The 15,227-nt window shown below is 73.7% G+C and carries 13 protein-coding genes; 5 read left to right on the top strand and 8 right to left on the bottom strand.

Annotated elements, in window-relative coordinates; all coding sequences use genetic code 11:
• Positions 1–106 precede the first annotated feature (106 nt).
• Together AB0N29_RS08040 and ppgK are read left to right on the top strand one after the other, a co-directional pair.
• Positions 107–1,978 carry an aminotransferase class I/II-fold pyridoxal phosphate-dependent enzyme gene (locus tag AB0N29_RS08040; protein WP_364865648.1) on the top strand — a complete coding sequence of 624 codons (1,872 nt, stop codon included), beginning with the start codon at positions 107–109 and terminating at the stop codon, positions 1,976–1,978.
• A 53-nt stretch (positions 1,979–2,031) separates the two neighbouring features.
• Positions 2,032–2,805, top strand: a complete 774-nt coding sequence (gene ppgK, locus AB0N29_RS08035) for a polyphosphate--glucose phosphotransferase (protein ID WP_364865646.1) — start codon at positions 2,032–2,034, stop codon at positions 2,803–2,805.
• Positions 2,806–2,824: 19 nt separating this feature from the next.
• Here ppgK and AB0N29_RS08030 read toward each other — a convergent pair whose 3' ends face one another.
• Positions 2,825–4,165 (bottom strand): NAD-dependent malic enzyme, encoded by a 1,341-nt coding sequence (locus AB0N29_RS08030; RefSeq protein WP_364866839.1) that lies wholly within the window; start codon positions 4,163–4,165, stop codon positions 2,825–2,827.
• Between the two features lie 164 nt (positions 4,166–4,329).
• Between AB0N29_RS08030 and AB0N29_RS08025 the strand changes: the two genes are divergently transcribed.
• Entirely contained in the window at positions 4,330–4,923 is a 594-nt protein-coding gene (locus tag AB0N29_RS08025) for a TetR family transcriptional regulator (RefSeq protein WP_302268913.1), read from the top strand.
• A gap of 56 nt (positions 4,924–4,979) precedes the next feature.
• Positions 4,980–7,307, top strand: coding sequence for an MMPL family transporter (locus AB0N29_RS08020; protein WP_302268912.1), 2,328 nt, complete (start codon positions 4,980–4,982; stop codon positions 7,305–7,307).
• Between the two features lie 263 nt (positions 7,308–7,570).
• Here the strand turns inward: AB0N29_RS08020 and AB0N29_RS08015 are convergent, their stop codons facing one another.
• The 6 genes from AB0N29_RS08015 to zwf form a co-directional block, all read right to left on the bottom strand.
• Positions 7,571–8,056 carry an SRPBCC family protein gene (locus AB0N29_RS08015; protein ID WP_364865643.1) on the bottom strand — a complete coding sequence of 162 codons (486 nt, stop codon included), beginning with the start codon at positions 8,054–8,056 and terminating at the stop codon, positions 7,571–7,573.
• Positions 8,056–8,550, bottom strand: coding sequence for a glutathione peroxidase (locus AB0N29_RS08010; protein ID WP_364865641.1), 495 nt, complete (start codon positions 8,548–8,550; stop codon positions 8,056–8,058). Before AB0N29_RS08010 ends, AB0N29_RS08015 begins: the two co-directional genes overlap by 1 nt.
• A 43-nt stretch (positions 8,551–8,593) precedes the next feature.
• Positions 8,594–9,220: a hypothetical protein gene (locus AB0N29_RS08005; protein WP_364865639.1), complete on the bottom strand. Its 627-nt coding sequence runs from the start codon at positions 9,218–9,220 to the stop codon at positions 8,594–8,596.
• A gap of 108 nt (positions 9,221–9,328) precedes the next feature.
• Positions 9,329–10,036, bottom strand: a complete 708-nt coding sequence (gene eda / locus AB0N29_RS08000; protein ID WP_364865637.1) for a bifunctional 4-hydroxy-2-oxoglutarate aldolase/2-dehydro-3-deoxy-phosphogluconate aldolase — start codon at positions 10,034–10,036, stop codon at positions 9,329–9,331.
• Positions 10,020–11,912, bottom strand: coding sequence for a phosphogluconate dehydratase (edd, locus tag AB0N29_RS07995; RefSeq protein WP_364866837.1), 1,893 nt, complete (start codon positions 11,910–11,912; stop codon positions 10,020–10,022). The genes eda and edd overlap by 17 nt, the downstream gene beginning before the upstream one ends.
• A 20-nt stretch (positions 11,913–11,932) precedes the next feature.
• Positions 11,933–13,423, bottom strand: a complete 1,491-nt coding sequence (gene zwf, locus AB0N29_RS07990; RefSeq protein ID WP_302268902.1) for a glucose-6-phosphate dehydrogenase — start codon at positions 13,421–13,423, stop codon at positions 11,933–11,935.
• An 84-nt stretch (positions 13,424–13,507) separates the two neighbouring features.
• Between zwf and AB0N29_RS07985 the strand changes: the two genes are divergently transcribed.
• A complete protein-coding gene (locus tag AB0N29_RS07985; RefSeq protein WP_364865634.1) occupies positions 13,508–14,689 on the top strand; it encodes an ROK family transcriptional regulator in 1,182 nt (393 codons plus the stop codon).
• 63 nt (positions 14,690–14,752) lie between these two features.
• Here AB0N29_RS07985 and AB0N29_RS07980 read toward each other — a convergent pair whose 3' ends face one another.
• Positions 14,753–15,136 (bottom strand): lipopolysaccharide assembly protein LapA domain-containing protein, encoded by a 384-nt coding sequence (locus AB0N29_RS07980; protein ID WP_302268899.1) that lies wholly within the window; start codon positions 15,134–15,136, stop codon positions 14,753–14,755.
• Positions 15,137–15,227 lie beyond the last annotated feature (91 nt).

The raw sequence follows: 15,227 nt of genomic DNA, 5'->3' as shown, positions 1-15,227 counted from the left end.
GGACTTCCCCCGCCGGCCCCGGGCCGGCGGGTCGCGCGCCCGTTCACTGGCGGCGAGGGCATCCCGGCACCCGCCGGAGCGACGGCCCGGAGGAAGCGAGGGGAACGTGCAGGCACTCATCCTGGCCGCGGGCGTCGGTCGACGACTGGGGCGGCTGACCAGGGACCGGACCAAGTGCATGGTCGAGGTGCACGGGCGGACGCTGCTGGAGCGGAGCCTCGACGCCCTGGTCGCCAACGGCGTCGAACGGGTCACGATCGTGGTGGGCCACCGCGGCCAAGGGGTCCGTGACGCCGTCGGCCACGAGTACCGCGGCGTCCCGGTGACCTACGTGGAGAACGCCGACCACGCGACGACCAACAACATCCACTCGCTCTACCTCGCCGCGGAGGAGCTGGCCAAGGACGACACCCTGCTGCTGGAGAGCGACCTGATCTTCGAGCCGCAGATCATCGAGCGGCTGCTCGCCCACCCCTCCCCCGACGTCGCGGCGGTCGCGGCGTACGAGCCCTGGATGGACGGCACGATGGTCACCCTCGGGCGCGACGGCATGGTCGAGGCCTTCGTGCCCAAGCACCTGGTCGACGGCTCGGCGATGGGGCAGTACTTCAAGACGGTCAACATCTACAAGCTGTCGCGGGAGTTCATCAAGAACCGCTACCTGCCGTTCCTCGAGGCCTACGTCCGGTCCGTCGGCCCGAACGACTACTACGAGCAGGTGCTCCGGGTCATCGCCGGCCTCGACCACCACGGGCTCGTCGGCATGCCGCTCGAGGGCGAGGCGTGGTACGAGATCGACGACGTCCAGGACCACCAGATCGCCGAGACGCTGTTCGCCCCGGCCGAGGACCGCTACCACCACTACCTGCGTCGGCACGGCGGGTTCTGGCGGTTCCCCGGGCTGCTGGACTTCTGCTACCTGGTCAACCCCTACTTCCCCACCCCCGCCCTGCGCGAGGAGCTGGCCCGCTCCTTCCCCCGGCTCCTGGGCGAGTACCCCTCGAGCGCGACGGTGCAGAACCACCTGGCCGCCAAGATGTTCGGCGGCGAGCCGGAGTGCTTCCTCGTCGGGAACGGCGCGGCCGAGCTGATCGCGGCGCTCGGCGAGGTCGTCGGGGCCCGCACGGTCGGCGTGACCGTGCCGACGTTCGAGGAGTACGTCAAGCGCTTCCCGCACGCGCAGGTCGTCACGGTCCGCGGGCCGGGGGACGGCGCCGACGTCGGCACCGGGTCGTCGCTCGAGCACTACACGCACCTGCTGGACTGGGTCGACCTGCTGGTGCTGGTCAACCCCGACAACCCGACCGGCCGGTGCCTGCGCACCGAGGAGGTGCTCAGCCTGCTGGACCGGGCCGACGCGACCGGGAAGCGCATCCTGCTCGACGAGTCGTTCGTCGACTTCGCCGACCCCGACCACTGCACCAGCCTGCTCACCCAGGAGGTGCTCGACGCCCACCCCTCGGCGGTCGTCATCAAGAGCATCAGCAAGAGCTACGGCGTCCCGGGCGCCCGGCTGGGCGTCCTGGCGACCCGGGACGCCGACCTGGTCGCCCGCGTGGCGCGACGGCTGCCGGTCTGGAACATCAACTCGGTCGGGGAGTACTTCCTCCAGGTCATCGGCCACCACCAGGCCGACTACGTCGACGCGTGCGGCCGGATCCGCGCCGAGCGCGACCACCTGGTCGAGCGGCTCTCCGCGCTCGACGGGCTGCGGGTGGTGCCCTCCCAGGCCAACTTCGTGCTGTGCGAGGTCACGACCGGCGCCTCGGGCGCCGACGTCGCCGCCCGCCTGCTCAACGAGCACTGCGTGCTGGTCAAGGACTGCACGGGCAAGCCGGGGTTCGAGGGGCTGGGACCGCACCTGCGCGTCGCGGTCCGCGACCGGGCCGACAACGAGGTGCTGGTGCACGCGCTGGAGTCGGTGCTGGCGCCCACGGTGGTGCTCGCACCCCCGGCGGTGCGCGCGGCCGCCGGCTGACCGTCGTACGCCGCGCCTCCGTCCCCCCGACCCGGGCGTGGTGGGATGGAGGGATGGCAGCGACGACGCTGGGTCCCAGCACCCCCTTCGGCATCGACTTCGGCGGCACCGGCATCAAGGGCGCGCCGGTCGACCTCGAGGTGGGCGACTTCGCCGCGGAACGTGCGCGCATCCGCACCCCGAAGCCGTCGACCCCCGAGGTCGTCGCCGGGGTCTTCCGCGACCTGCTCGCGCAGTTCCCCGGCAGCGACGGCCCGATCGGGGTCACGGTGCCCGGCATCGTCCGGCACGGCGTCGTGGGCTCGGCGGCCAACATCGACCCGGCCTGGGTCGGCACCGACGCCGACGCCCTGTTCACCGAGGCCACCGGGCGCGAGGTCCACGTCGTCAACGACGCGGACGCCGCCGGGCTGGCCGAGGTGCGGTACGGCGCGGCGCGCGGCCGCCGCGGGCTGGTCATCGTCACCACCCTCGGCACCGGCATCGGCTCGGCGCTGGTCCACGACGGCGTCCTCGTGCCCAACAGCGAGCTCGGCCACCTCGAGATCGACGGCCACGTCGCGGAGAAGCGGGCCGCCAACAGCGCCCGCGAGCGCGAGGACCTCTCGATGGCCGATTGGGCCGAGCGGCTGACGGCGTACTACCGCCACCTCGAGCGGCTCTTCTCCCCCGACCTGTTCGTCGTGGGCGGCGGGATCAGCAAGCGGGCCGACGAGTTCCTGCCGCTGCTGGGTCTCGACACCGAGATCGTGCCGGCGACCCTGCGCAACAAGGCCGGCGTCGTCGGGGCGGCGCTCTACGCGGCCGGCTCGGCGGGCGGCGCCTGAGGCACCGCCCGCTCCGCGCTCACGCGCCGCGGATGGCCGCCGCGACGGCCTTCGGGACGTCGGGGTGGAAGACCGTCGGGATGATGAAGGACGGGTTGAGCTCGTCGTCGTCCACGACGTGCGCGATCGCGTCGGCGGCCCGCAGCAGCATCTCCACGGTGATCTCCGAGGCACGCGCGTCGAGCAGGCCCCGGAAGACGCCGGGGAAGGCGAGGACGTTGTTGATCTGGTTCGGGTAGTCCGAGCGGCCGCTCGCCACGACCGCGGCGTACTTGTCCGCCTCGGCCGGGTCGACCTCCGGGTCGGGGTTGGCCAGCGCGAAGACGACCGCGTCGTCGGCCATGTCCTTGATCCACTCGGGCTTGAGGATCCGCGGGGCGCTGACGCCGATGAAGACGTCCGCCCCGGTCAGCACCGTGTGCAGGTCGCCGGTGACCCGCCGGGGGTTGGTGGCCTCGGCGAGCTGGCGGTGGGCGCCGGTGAGCGAGGTGTCGTCGGCGCTGAGGGCGCCGGCCCGGTCCACGACGACGACGTCGGTGACGCCGGCGGCGAGCAGGAGGGTAACGATCGCGGTGCCGGCGGCGCCGCCACCGGAGACGACGATCCGCACGGACGCCAGCGACTTGTGCACCACGCGCAGCGCGTTGGTCAGCGCCGCGAGGACCACGATCGCCGTGCCGTGCTGGTCGTCGTGGAAGACCGGGATGTCCAGGCTCGCGCGCAGCCGGCGCTCGATCTCGAAGCACCGCGGGGCGGCGATGTCCTCGAGGTTGATGCCGCCGAAGCCGGGCGCGATCATCTCGACCGCCCGGACGATCTCGTCGATGTCCTGGGTGTCCAGGCAGATCGGCCAGGCGTCGATGCCGGCGAAGCGCTTGAACAGCGCCGCCTTGCCCTCCATCACCGGGAGCGCCGCGCCGGGGCCGATGTTGCCCAGGCCCAGCACCGCGGACCCGTCGGTGACGACGGCGACGGTGTTGCCCTTGCTGGTCAGCCGCCACACGTCCTCGGGGTGCTCGGCGATCGCGGTGCTGACCCGCCCCACGCCGGGGGTGTAGGCCATGGAGAGGTCGTCGCGGTTGCGCAGCGGCACTTTGGAGGAGACCTCGATCTTCCCGCCGAGGTGCAGCAGGAAGGTGCGGTCGCTCGTCTTGTGCACGGTGACGCCGTCGAGCGCGTCGACCGCCTGCTCGAGCAGCTTGGCGTGGTCGGCGTCGCTGGCCGAGCAGGTGACGTCGACGACGAGCCGCTCGTGGCTGGACTCCGCGACGTCCATCGCGGTCACGATGCCGCCGGCCTGGCTGATCGCGGTGGCGACCGCTCCGACCACGCCGTGGTCGGGAGCGGTGTGCAGCCGCATGGTGATGGAGTACGACGAGGTGGTGGCGGCTGATCGGGAGGTCACCGACCCACTCTCCGCGCCCGCGCGGGTTACCGGCAAGTCAGCAGGGGCCCCGGCGGGCGGCACGTGACAGCCGTCACTAGTTTTGCACCGGCTTGGGCAAGAGTGCAAGACTGCACTCCATGACCGGAAGTGCAACCGAACTCTCGCGGCGCGACGCCAAGCGCCGCGACACCGAGGACCGCATCTCCGACTGCGCCCAGCGGCTCGTCGAGGAGCACGGGCTCGACGGGTTCACGATGGAGGACCTCGCCGCGTCGGCCGACGTCTCGCGCCGCACCCTGTTCAACTACTTCCCCAGCAAGCTCGACGCCGTGCTCGGCAACCCGCCGCGGATCCCCGACGAGGTCCGCGCGGAGTTCGCCCGCGGCGGGCCGCACGGCGTCCTCGTCGAGGACCTCGCGAGCCTGGGGCACGTCATCCTCGAGACCAAGGACATCGACCGCGACCAGGTCCGCCGGGTCCAGCACATCCTCACCACGACGCCGCGGCTGCTCATCGCGCTGCACGGCCGGTTCGAGGACATCTGCACCGACATCGCCGGCCTCGTCGCCCAGCGCGAGGCCGACCTGGACCCCGTGCACGCACGGTTGCTGGTGCGCCTGCTGGTCACCGTGTTCGACAGCGTCATGGCCGCGTACGTCGCGGGCGACGACCGCCCCCTCGGCGAGGTCTTCGACGAGCACCTCGCCGCCGCCCGCCGCCTCCTCTCCTGAGGACCCTCGTCCCGCTCCACCCGCACCCGCACCCCGACAGCCCGAAGGAACCCCCCATGGCCACGCTGCTCCACCGCCTCGGACTCACCGCCTACCGGCGGTGGCCGCTCGTCATCGCCACCTGGGTCGTGCTCTTCATCGCCCTGGGCGCCTCGGTGGCGGCGTTCTCCAAGCCGATGAGCGACTCGTTCTCGATCCCGGGCATCCCCTCGGAGAAGGCCTCGGACATGCAGGCCGAGCTCTTCCCGGGCGCTCCCGACCCGGCCGAGCAGGCGACCGTCAACGTGGTCGTGGCGGCGCCGGAGGGCGAGCAGCTCTCCGACCCGGAGTGGACCCGGGCCACCAAGGCGCTGATCGGTGACCTCTCCGGCCTGCCGCAGATGCCCGAGACGCCGCTGGTCGACCCGGTCACCGCGGCCGAGCAGCAGCGCGAGCAGCTCGTCGGCGCCGCGGAGGAGGCCGGGACCGACCCGGAGGTCGCGGAGGCCAACGCCGCCGCGCTGTCCCCGCTGTCCGAGGACGGCCGGGTCGGCACCATCACCTGGGACTTCGACGTCGAGGCGGTCGCGGACGTCGAGCCGACGACCATCGAGGACCTCGAGGACGTCCTGGCCGAGGCCCGCGACAGCGGCCTCACCGTCGAGGCCAACGGCTCCGGCAGCGCCGGGATGCCGGAGATCGGCGGCACCTCGGAGCTGATCGGCATCGCAGTCGCGCTGGTGGTCCTCGTCCTCACCTTCGGCTCGCTCGTCGCGGCCGGCCTGCCCATCCTCACCGCGGCCGTCGGGGTCGGCTTCGGCGTCACCGGCATCAGCCTGATGACCGCCTTCACCGACATCGGCTCGACGACGCCGATGCTCGCCACGATGATCGGCCTCGCCGTCGGCATCGACTACTGCCTGTTCATCCTGGCCCGCTTCCGGGCCGAGCTGGACCACACCTCCGACCGGCAGGACGCGGCCGGCCTCGCCGTCGGCACCGCCGGCTCCGCGGTGGTCTTCGCCGGTCTCACCGTGCTCATCGCGCTCGCCGCGCTCTCCGTCGTGCGGATCCCGTTCCTCACCTCGATGGGCATCGCGGCCGCCGGCACCGTCCTCGTCGCCGTGCTGGTCGCGCTCACCCTGCTGCCCGCCCTGCTCGGCCTGCTCGGCTCCAAGGTCTTCGCCGGCCGGGTACGCCGCTACCGCCCGGCCCGCGACCACGACGGCCGCGTCCTCAACAACGGCGTCCGCTGGGCGCGCCTGGTGGGCAAGCAGCCCCTCGCCGTCGTCGCGCTCGTCGTCGTCGCGCTGGGTGCGCTGGCCATCCCGATGAAGGACCTGCACCTCGCCTTCCCGACCGACAGCACCGCCTCGGTCGACTCCACCCAGCGCAAGGCCTCCGACCTGGTCGCCGACGCGTTCGGCCCGGGCCGCGACGCCCCGCTGCTGCTCGTCGTCGACGGCCGTGACGTCCCCGCCGACGACCGCCCGGCGGCGTACGGCGAGGTCGTGGAGTGGGCCGCGGGCCAGGACGACGTCCTCAACGCCCAGGTCGTGGGTCAGAACGAGGCCGGCACCGGCGCCCAGGTGCTCGTCACCCCGCGCACCGGCCCCGAGGACACCGCCACCGAGGACCTGCTCACCGCGCTCCGCGACGGCCAGGCCGACCTCGAGCAGGCGACCGGCACCGAGCTCGGCGTCACCGGCACCACGGCGATCTTCACCGACGTCTCCGAGCGGCTCAGCGACGCGCTGCCGATCTACCTGCTGGTCGTGATCGGCCTGGCGTTCATCCTGCTGATGATCGTCTTCCGCTCGATCCTGGTGCCGCTGACGGCGACCCTGGGCTTCCTGCTCTCGGTGCTGGCCACGCTCGGCATCACCGTGGCGGTCTTCCAGGAGGGGACCTTCGGGATCGTCGAGGGCCAGCCGATCGTCAGCTTCATGCCGATCTTCCTCATCGGCCTGGTCTTCGGCCTGGCCATGGACTACCAGGTGTTCCTGGTGACCCGGATGCGCGAGGCGCACGTGCACGGCATGGGCACCCGCGACGCCGTCGTCGACGGCTTCCGCAACAGCGCCCGGGTCGTGGCGGCCGCGGCGGTCATCATGATCTCGGTCTTCGCCGCGTTCATCCTGATCGACGAGCCGATCATCAAGTCGATGGGCTTCGCGCTCGCCGTCGCGGTCCTCCTCGACGCCTTCGTCGTCCGGATGGCGCTCGTGCCGGCCCTGCTCTACCTGATGGGCGAGAAGGCCTGGTGGCTCCCGGCCTGGCTGGACAAGCTGCTGCCGAACGTCGACGTCGAGGGCGAGAAGCTCGAGCGCGGCCGCGGCGGCGAGCTCGTGCCCGGCGAGGCCGGTGCCGCCGGCGCCAGCGAGGGCGAGCGGCAGCCGGTCTGAGGCCGGCGGGCTGGCGCGATCGTCGGAATCCCCGGGGCCCCGGGGATTCCGGCACTTCTCAGGGGTTGCGTCCCCTGAGATGTGCCGGTTTCCCCTGAGAGGTCGGGCCCCGGGGTCGGCGCCGCGCCACCGGGCGTACGTCGGGGTAGTCCGGCACGCCTGCGCCCTCGACGGGCGCGGGAAGGGCCCTCCGGTGGCGGACTACCCCGCCGGGCGGACCAGGGCGGGAGCAGAGGCGGACCGGGGTGGGCGACCAGCCGAGGTCAGGCCTCGGCCACCCCGAGGTGGGCGAGCAGGTTCCGCGAGAACCGCTCGCCCATCTGCCCCATCACGCCGCGCATCGCGGCGGTGACGGCCGGCGAGGACAGCCGCGGCAGCGGGAGCTCCAGGGTGATGTCGAGGCTGGTGGCCAGGTGCGTGCCACCGCCCTCGGCCTTCGGCACCTCGGTCAGGACGTACCACCCCTCGACGCCGGCCCGCTCCGAGGAGCCGGCGGGCGGGTCGTGGGAGAAGTCGATCCGCTCCAGCTCCCGGTAGGACATCCGCTCGGTGAACGTCGGCGCCACCTGCACGCCGAGGACGTCGAGGCCGCTCATGTGCCACGTCCAGTGCTCGCCGTCGGCGTCGATCCGCTTGAGCAGCGGGGTCAGCCGCGCGACCAGCGCGGGGTCGGTGAGCACGTCCCAGATCGCCTGGCGCGGGGCCCGCACGACCGCCTCGGCCGTCGTCCCCGACGTGAAGCGGGCCATCAGCCCGCGACCCCGGCGGCGAGCGCCCGCTCGACGTCGTCGGCGATCCGCTCGGGCCTGGTGGTCGGGGCGTACCGCTCGACGACGCGGCCGTCGCGCCCGACGAGGAACTTGGTGAAGTTCCACTTGATCCGGTTGCCCAGCACCCCACCCTTCTCCGAGCGCAGGTAGTCGAAGACCGGGTGCGCGCCGGACCCGTTGACCTCGACCTTGGAGAACAGCGGGAAGCTGACGCCGAAGCTGCGCTCGCAGAAGCCGGAGATCTCCTCGTCCGAGCCCGGCTCCTGGCCACCGAACTGGTCGCACGGGAAGCCGAGGACCGCGAACCCGCGGTCGGCGAAGCGGTCGTGGAGCGCCTGCAGGCCCTGGTACTGCGGGGTGAACCCGCACTGCGAGGCGGTGTTGACCACCAGCACCACCCGGCCGGCGTACGCCGCGAGGTCGACGTTGCTGCCGTCGATGCCGCGGGCGCTGAAGTCGTGCAGCGTCGTCATGCCGGGAAGCATGGCAGGGCCGTGGTGGGTCCCCGGCGGTCGATCAGACCAGCCGCCCGGTGACCCGCGCCGGCTGCTGGTGCCCCACCTGGTTGACGTGCCCGTCGAGGAGCACCTGCACCCGCAGGTCGCCGAGGTCCAGCACGAGCTCGCCGTCACCGATCTCGAGGACGTCGCCGCACACGACGTGCTGGTCCCCGACTGGCTCGAGGCGTGCGCCCGGCGGGCAGCGCTCGACGTCGCCGGTCGCCACCAGCCGCAGCTGCGGGCGGTGCCGGCCGCGAAAGCGCCAGAGCAGGAGGAGCATCAGGGCCAGCGCCGCGTCGGCGACGAGCGCGAGGACCAGCCCGAGGCGCCCACGGACCTCGCCCTCGACGCGGCGGACGGACGGGTCGTCGGGGAGCACCCGGACGGCGACCTGGCCGGTCCGGACGGCCTGCTCGTAGACGTCGGGATCGACGTCCGCGGTGCCCGGGAAGTCCTCCACGACGTACTGCAGGAGGTGCGCGTCGCCGCGTTCGCGGTGCGCCTCGACGGTGGCGACCCGGACGACGCCGTCGGCGGCGAGCCGCCGGTCGAGCCAGAGCCCGTGGACGACCGGGAGGTTGACCAGCGCCGCGACCAGCACCACCGCCAGGGTGGGGGTCCAGCGACGTCGGGGGGCGGCCACCGGGTCAGTATCCCGAGTGGACGCCCCCGCCCTCCCCCCACGGTCGAGCGGGGACGCCGCCCGGGGGCGGCGCTGGCCGCCCGCGGGCGACGGTCACAGTAGGGGTCCTCAGGCGCGGGGGTCCATCGTCCGTGCCGCTGGTCCTGACCGGCTGGACAGGGTGGCCCGGGCCAGGTCGGTGACCCGCTCCCAGTCACCGGCGGCGAGCGCGTCCTTGGGCGTGAGCCAGGAGCCGCCGACGCAGCCGACGTTCGGCAGGGCGAGGTACGACGCGGCGTTGGCCGGTGTGATCCCGCCGGTCGGGCAGAACCGGGCGGCCGGCACCGGCGAGGCGAGCGAGGAGAGGAAGGTCGTGCCCCCCGAGGCCTCGGCCGGGAACAGCTTCATCTCGGTGAGGCCGGCCTCGAGCACGGCCAGGACCTCCGAGACCGTCGCGGTGCCCGGCAGGAACGGCAGGCCGGTCCCGAGCATGGCGTCGAGCAGGCCGGGCGTCGTCCCGGGCGAGACGAGGAACCGGGCGCCGGCGTCGAGCGCCTGCTCGGCCTGGTCCGGCGCGACGATGGTCCCGGCCCCGACGAGGACCTCGGGGACCTCGGCGGCGATCGCGCGGATCGCGTCGAGCGCGACCGGCGTGCGCAGGGTGAGCTCGACGACGGGCACCCCGCCCGCGGCGAGCGCCCGTGCGACCGGCACCGCCTGGGCCAGGTCATCGACGACCACGACGGGGATCACCGGGACCAGGTCGAGCAGGGAGCCGGCCAGGGAGCCGGCCAGGGCGCCGGGCCCGACCGGCGGGACGTCAGACGGGCTGGGCATCGGGGACCTCGCTGGTGAGGGGACGGGGCTCGGCCGGCGCGTCGTACGCCGGGAAGACGCTGGCGCCGGCGTCGGCCGGGCCGACCGTGGCGCGGAACGCCGCGAACAGCTCGCGGCCGGTGCCGGCCCACTCCTCGCCCTCGGGCGCACGGCCCGTGGGCTCGCGGGAGGCCAGGTCCGCGCCGTCGTGGGTGCGCACCGTCAGCACGCCGCGCTCGGCGTCGACGGTGACCAGGTCGCCGTCGCGCACCCGGCTCAGCGGTCCGCCGAGGGCGGCCTCGGGCGTGACGTGGATGGCGGCGGGGACCTTGCCCGAGGCACCCGACATCCGCCCGTCGGTGACCACGGCGACCCGCTGGCCGCGGTCCTGGAGGACGCCGAGCGCGGGGGTCAGCTTGTGCAGCTCGGGCATGCCGTTGGCGGCGGGGCCCTGGTAGCGGACCACCGCGACCAGGTCGCGACCGTCGAGGAGGCCGTCGTCGAAGGCCCGGAGCAGGTCGGCCTGGTCGTCGAAGACCATGGCCGGCGCGGTCACGACGCGGTGCTCGGGCTTGACCGCGGAGGTCTTCACGACGGCGGTGCCCAGCGGGCCGTGCAGCACCTCGAGGCCGCCGGTGGCCTGGAACGGGTCGTCCGCGGGGCGCAGCACGTCGAGGTCCAGGCTGGCCTTGGGACCCTCCTCCCAGGTCAGGTCGCCGGTCTCGGCGGTCCCGCGCAGCACGGGCTCGGTCGTGTAGTGGCGCAGCCCGCGGCCGGCGATCGTCCACACGTCCTCGTGCAGCATCCCGGCGCGCAGCAGGGTGTGGACGAGGAACGCGATGCCGCCGGCGGCGTGGAAGTGGTTCACGTCCGCGGCACCGTTGGGGTAGACCCGGGCCAGGAGCGGCACCACGGCCGAGAGGTCGGCCAGGTCGTCCCAGGTCAGGGTGATGCCGGCGGCGCGGGCGATGGCGACCAGGTGGAGCGTGTGGTTGGTGGACCCGCCGCTGGCCAGCAGCGCGACGCACGCGTTGACGACCGCCTTCTCGTCGACGATCTTCGCGATCGGCGTGGGCTCGCCGCCCTGGCGGGTGATCTGCACCGAGCGCGCCGCGGCGGCGCGGGTGAGCGCCTCGCGCAGCGGGGTGCCGGGGTTGACGAAGGAGGAGCCCGGCAGGTGCAGCCCGAGCACCTCCGTGATCAGCTGGTTGGAGTTGGCGGTGCCGTAGAACGTGCACGTCCCGGCCGAGTGGTACGACGCGGCCTCGGCCTCGAGCAGCTCCTCGCGGCCGACCTTGCCCTCGGCGTACAGCTGGCGCACGCGGGCCTTCTCGCCGTTGGGCAGGCCCGAGGCCATCGGGCCGGCGGGCACGAAGACGGTCGGCAGGTGGCCGAAGGAGAGCGCGCCGATCAGCAGCCCGGGCACGATCTTGTCGCAGACGCCGAGCATCAGCGCGCTGTCGAACATGTCGTGGGAGAGCGCGATCGCGGTCGACATCGCGATGACGTCGCGGCTGTAGAGGGAGAGCTGCATGCCGTCGCGGCCCTGGGTGATCCCGTCGCACATCGCCGGCACGCCACCGGCGACCTGGGCGACGCCACCGGCGCGGACCACGGCTTTCTTCAGCACCGGCGGGTAGGTGCCGAACGGCTGGTGGGCCGAGAGCATGTCGTTGTAGCTGGTCACGATCGCGACGTTCGGCTTGACCCGCCCGCGCAGCGCGGCCTTGCCGTCGGGCTCGGCCGCGGCGAAGCCGTGCGCGAGGTTGGCGCAGGCCAGGCGGTGCCGGGCGGGCGCCCGGTCGGTGGCCTGCTCGACCCGGCGGAGGTACGCCGCGCGGCCGGCGGCGCTGCGCTCGGTGACGCGCGCGGTCACCGCCGCGACGACGGGGTGGATCGGCTGCTGTGGGGAGGTGCTCACTGGTCGGTCTCCTGCCAGGTGCGGCCGTCACGCCCGATCAGGTCGGCGGCGGCGGTCGGTCCGGTCGAGCCGGCGGGGTAGGTCTCGGGGCGCTCGCCGGACTCGGCGGAGCGCTGCGCCCAACGGGCGAGGACGGGCTCGACCCACGACCAGGCCGCCTCCACCTCGTCGCGGCGCATGAACAGCGTGGGGTTGCCGCGGACGACGTCCATCAGCAGCCGCTCGTAGGCGTCGGGCGAGCGCTGGTCGAACGCGGTCGCGTAGGAGAGGTCCAGGGACACCGGGCGCAGCCGGATGCCGCCGGGGCCCGGCTCCTTCGCGGTCAGGTGCAGCTTCATGCCCTCGTCGGGCTGGACGAGGATGTGCAGCCGGTTCGGGGCCGTCGTGCCCTCGCTGTGCGGGAACATCGCGTGCGGCGGCTCCTTGAAGACCACGACGATCTCCGAGGCGCGCTGGTCCATCCGCTTGCCGGTGCGCAGGTAGAACGGCACGCCGGCCCAGCGCCAGTTCTGCACCTCGGCCTTGAGCGCCACGAAGGTCTCGGTCCGCGAGTCGGCGTGGCCGACCTCCTCGGCGTACCCCTCGTAGGCGCCGCGCACGGTGTCGCGGTCCACGTCGAGCGGGGTCAGCGGCTTGAGCGCCTGGAGGACCTTGAGCTTCTCGTCGCGGACGGTCTCGCGGCCGACGTACGTCGGGGGCTCCATGGCGACCAGGCACAGCAGCTGCAGGAGGTGGTTCTGCACCATGTCCCGCAGCGCGCCGGCGTTGTCGTAGTAGGGGCCGCGCTTGCCGACGCCGACGGTCTCGGCGACGGTGATCTGGACGTGGTCGACCCAGCGGCTGTTCCACAGCGGCTCGAGGAAGGCGTTGGCGAAGCGCGTGACCAGGAGGTTCTGGACGCTCTCCTTGCCCAGGTAGTGGTCGATGCGGAAGACCTGGTGCTCGGCGAAGACCCGGCCGACCGCGTCGTTGACCGCGCGGGCCGAGGCGAGGTCGTGGCCGATCGGCTTCTCCATGACCACGCGGGAGCGCTCGTCGACGAGGCCGAGCTCGTCGAGCCGCTCGCAGGTGGGCCCGAAGAGGCCCGGCGCGACGGCGAGGTAGTAGACGCGGACGGTCTCGTCGGCGCCCGGGCGGTCCTTGAGCAGGCCGTGCAGCTCGTGCCAGCCCTCGGGCGTGTGCGCGTCCAGGTCGAGGTGGTGCAGGCGGCCGAGCAGCCGGTCGACCGCGACCGGGTCGAGCTCGTCGGCTGGGACGTGGGTGGCCAGCGCCTCGCGGACCATCGTCCGGTAGCCCTCGGAGTCGATCGGGCTGCGGGAGACGCCGACGATGCGGTGACCGGGGAGCAGCTGGCCCTCGCGGTCGCGGTGGTAGAGCGCGGGGAGCAGCTTGCGGAGGGCCAGGTCGCCCGTGCCGCCGAAGACGGTGAAGTCGCAGTGCTCCGGGAGCGCCGCGAGGGAGGTCGGGCTGTCCGGGGTCGAGTGCATGACTCCACGGTCTCAGGACTTTTGGATCGATACAAGCGGACTTCCGACTTTTCACGGACAAAGTTGCCGTGCTTTGATCCGACAATGAGCACCACACCGGTCGAGACGACCGCCGGCGGTCTGCTGTCCCTCGTCCGGGCCGGCGAGGCGTCCACCCGGGCCGACCTCGGCCGCCTCACCGGCCTCTCCCGCACGGCCGTCTCCCAGCGCGTCACCGCGCTGGTCGCCGCCGGCCTCGTGACCGAGGGCACCGGGCTGGCCTCGACGGGCGGGCGACCCGCCGGCTCGCTGTCCTTCAACGTCGACGCGGCCGTGGTCGTGGGCGCCGCGGTCGGGCGGTCGCGGACCCAGGTCGGTGTGTTCGACCTCGACGGCCGCGAGATCGTTGGGGACACCCGCGACCACGAGGTCGGCAGCGGGCCCGACGAGGTGATGGTCGACGTCGCCGAGCGGCTGCGGACCCTGCTCGACGGGATCGAGCCGCCCGTGCTCGGGATCGGGCTGAGCCTGCCCGGCACGGTGGACCCCGAGCGACGGGTCAGCGTCGACGCCCCGGTCATGAAGGGCTGGGACGGCGTGCCGCTCGCGCCGTACCTCCACGACGCGTGCGCGGCGCCCCTCCACCTCACCAACGACACCTCGGCGCTCACCCGGTCCGAGCTGTTCGGGCCCGCGCCCCTGGGCAGCGACGTCCTGGTGGTCAAGGCCTCGACCGGCCTGGGCATGGGCGTCATCGCCGACGGCCGGCTGGTCAACGGCTCCCGCGGGGTCACCGGCGAGCTCGGCCACACCCGGGTCGAGGGCGCCGACGAGCTGCTGTGCCGCTGCGGAGCGCACGGCTGCCTCGAGACCGTCGCTGCCGGCTGGGCAATGGTCAACCGGCTGGTCGAGGGCGGCACCGAGGCCCGCCACGTCCGGGACCTCGTCGCCCTGGCGCTCGACGGCGACCCCGTCGCCCGCAGCATGCTGCGCGAGAGCGGCCGCCGCGTCGGCGAGGTGCTCGCGGTGGCGGTCAACCTCCTGCACCCGCAGACCGTCGTGGTCGGCGGCGACATGGGCTCGGCCTTCGACCTCTACACCGCCGGCATGCGCGAGAGCGTCTACGCCCGCGCCGCCGGCTCGGTCACCCGCGACCTGCGCTTCGCGCCCGCCGCCCACGGCGACTCCGCCGGCCTGGTCGGCTGCGCCGCGCTGGTCATCGACCACGAGCTCTCCCCCGCCGCCGTCGACGCCCGGCTGCGGGCCTCGCGCACGGCTCAGCCCTGACCGCAGCCCTGACCCAGCACCTGACCGCGACCCCTGACCGCCTCGGTCGGGGCGGGACCCGGGTCAGCGGCGGCTGCGCTTGGTCTCGCGGCGCACCCGGCGGCGCACCTGCCACAGGCGCAGCGTGCCGGCGAGGGCGGTGAGCAGCAGGCCGGCGGCCACGGCGATGAGCAGGGCCACCGCGAGCGGGGTCTCGCCCTCGAAGCCGAGGAAGCGGACCAGGACCCGCTCGGTGTTCTGGGCGATGAAGACGACGAGCAGCACCAGCACGACGCCGAACGCCACGAGCGCGGCCCAGATCCCGCTGGTCAGGGAGCCGCGCAGCGGGTCGCCGCCGCCCGACGCGGGGCGTGCGGGCTGGGCCGCGGGCGTGGTCGCGGCGTGCTCGTCGGATGCGGCAGGCGGCGTCGCGGGACTGGTCGCCGGGTCCTCGGGCGTGTGGGTCATGGGGGTCCGGTACCCACCCCGTCCGCGTGCCCCCCGAGCGGGCCGGGACCGCCTCGCGGAGGGATGGCGCGGCACGGGCGGGGCGCCCGGC

Origin of the sequence: Nocardioides sp. NPDC092400 (assembly GCF_040684155.1) — a bacterium.
GTDB lineage: Bacteria > Actinomycetota > Actinomycetes > Propionibacteriales > Nocardioidaceae > Nocardioides.
Note: the sequence above shows the minus strand (reverse complement) of the source record. Positions and strands in the feature narration are given on the sequence as shown.

What these genes read in the sequence shown, in the direction of transcription:
- AB0N29_RS08030 (WP_364866839.1), bottom strand. Translation starts at nt 4,165, where the DNA reads ATGCGGCTGCACACCGCTCCCGACCACGGCGTGGTCGGAGCGGTCGCC.
- AB0N29_RS08025 (WP_302268913.1), top strand. Translation starts at nt 4,330, where the DNA reads ATGACCGGAAGTGCAACCGAACTCTCGCGGCGCGACGCCAAGCGCCGC.
- AB0N29_RS08020 (WP_302268912.1), top strand. Translation starts at nt 4,980, where the DNA reads ATGGCCACGCTGCTCCACCGCCTCGGACTCACCGCCTACCGGCGGTGG.
- zwf (WP_302268902.1), bottom strand. Translation starts at nt 13,423, where the DNA reads ATGCACTCGACCCCGGACAGCCCGACCTCCCTCGCGGCGCTCCCGGAG.
- AB0N29_RS07980 (WP_302268899.1), bottom strand. Translation starts at nt 15,136, where the DNA reads ATGACCCACACGCCCGAGGACCCGGCGACCAGTCCCGCGACGCCGCCT.
- AB0N29_RS08010 (WP_364865641.1), bottom strand. Translation starts at nt 8,550, where the DNA reads ATGACGACGCTGCACGACTTCAGCGCCCGCGGCATCGACGGCAGCAAC.
- AB0N29_RS07985 (WP_364865634.1), top strand. Translation starts at nt 13,508, where the DNA reads ATGAGCACCACACCGGTCGAGACGACCGCCGGCGGTCTGCTGTCCCTC.
- ppgK (WP_364865646.1), top strand. Translation starts at nt 2,032, where the DNA reads ATGGCAGCGACGACGCTGGGTCCCAGCACCCCCTTCGGCATCGACTTC.
- AB0N29_RS08015 (WP_364865643.1), bottom strand. Translation starts at nt 8,056, where the DNA reads ATGGCCCGCTTCACGTCGGGGACGACGGCCGAGGCGGTCGTGCGGGCC.
- eda (WP_364865637.1), bottom strand. Translation starts at nt 10,036, where the DNA reads ATGCCCAGCCCGTCTGACGTCCCGCCGGTCGGGCCCGGCGCCCTGGCC.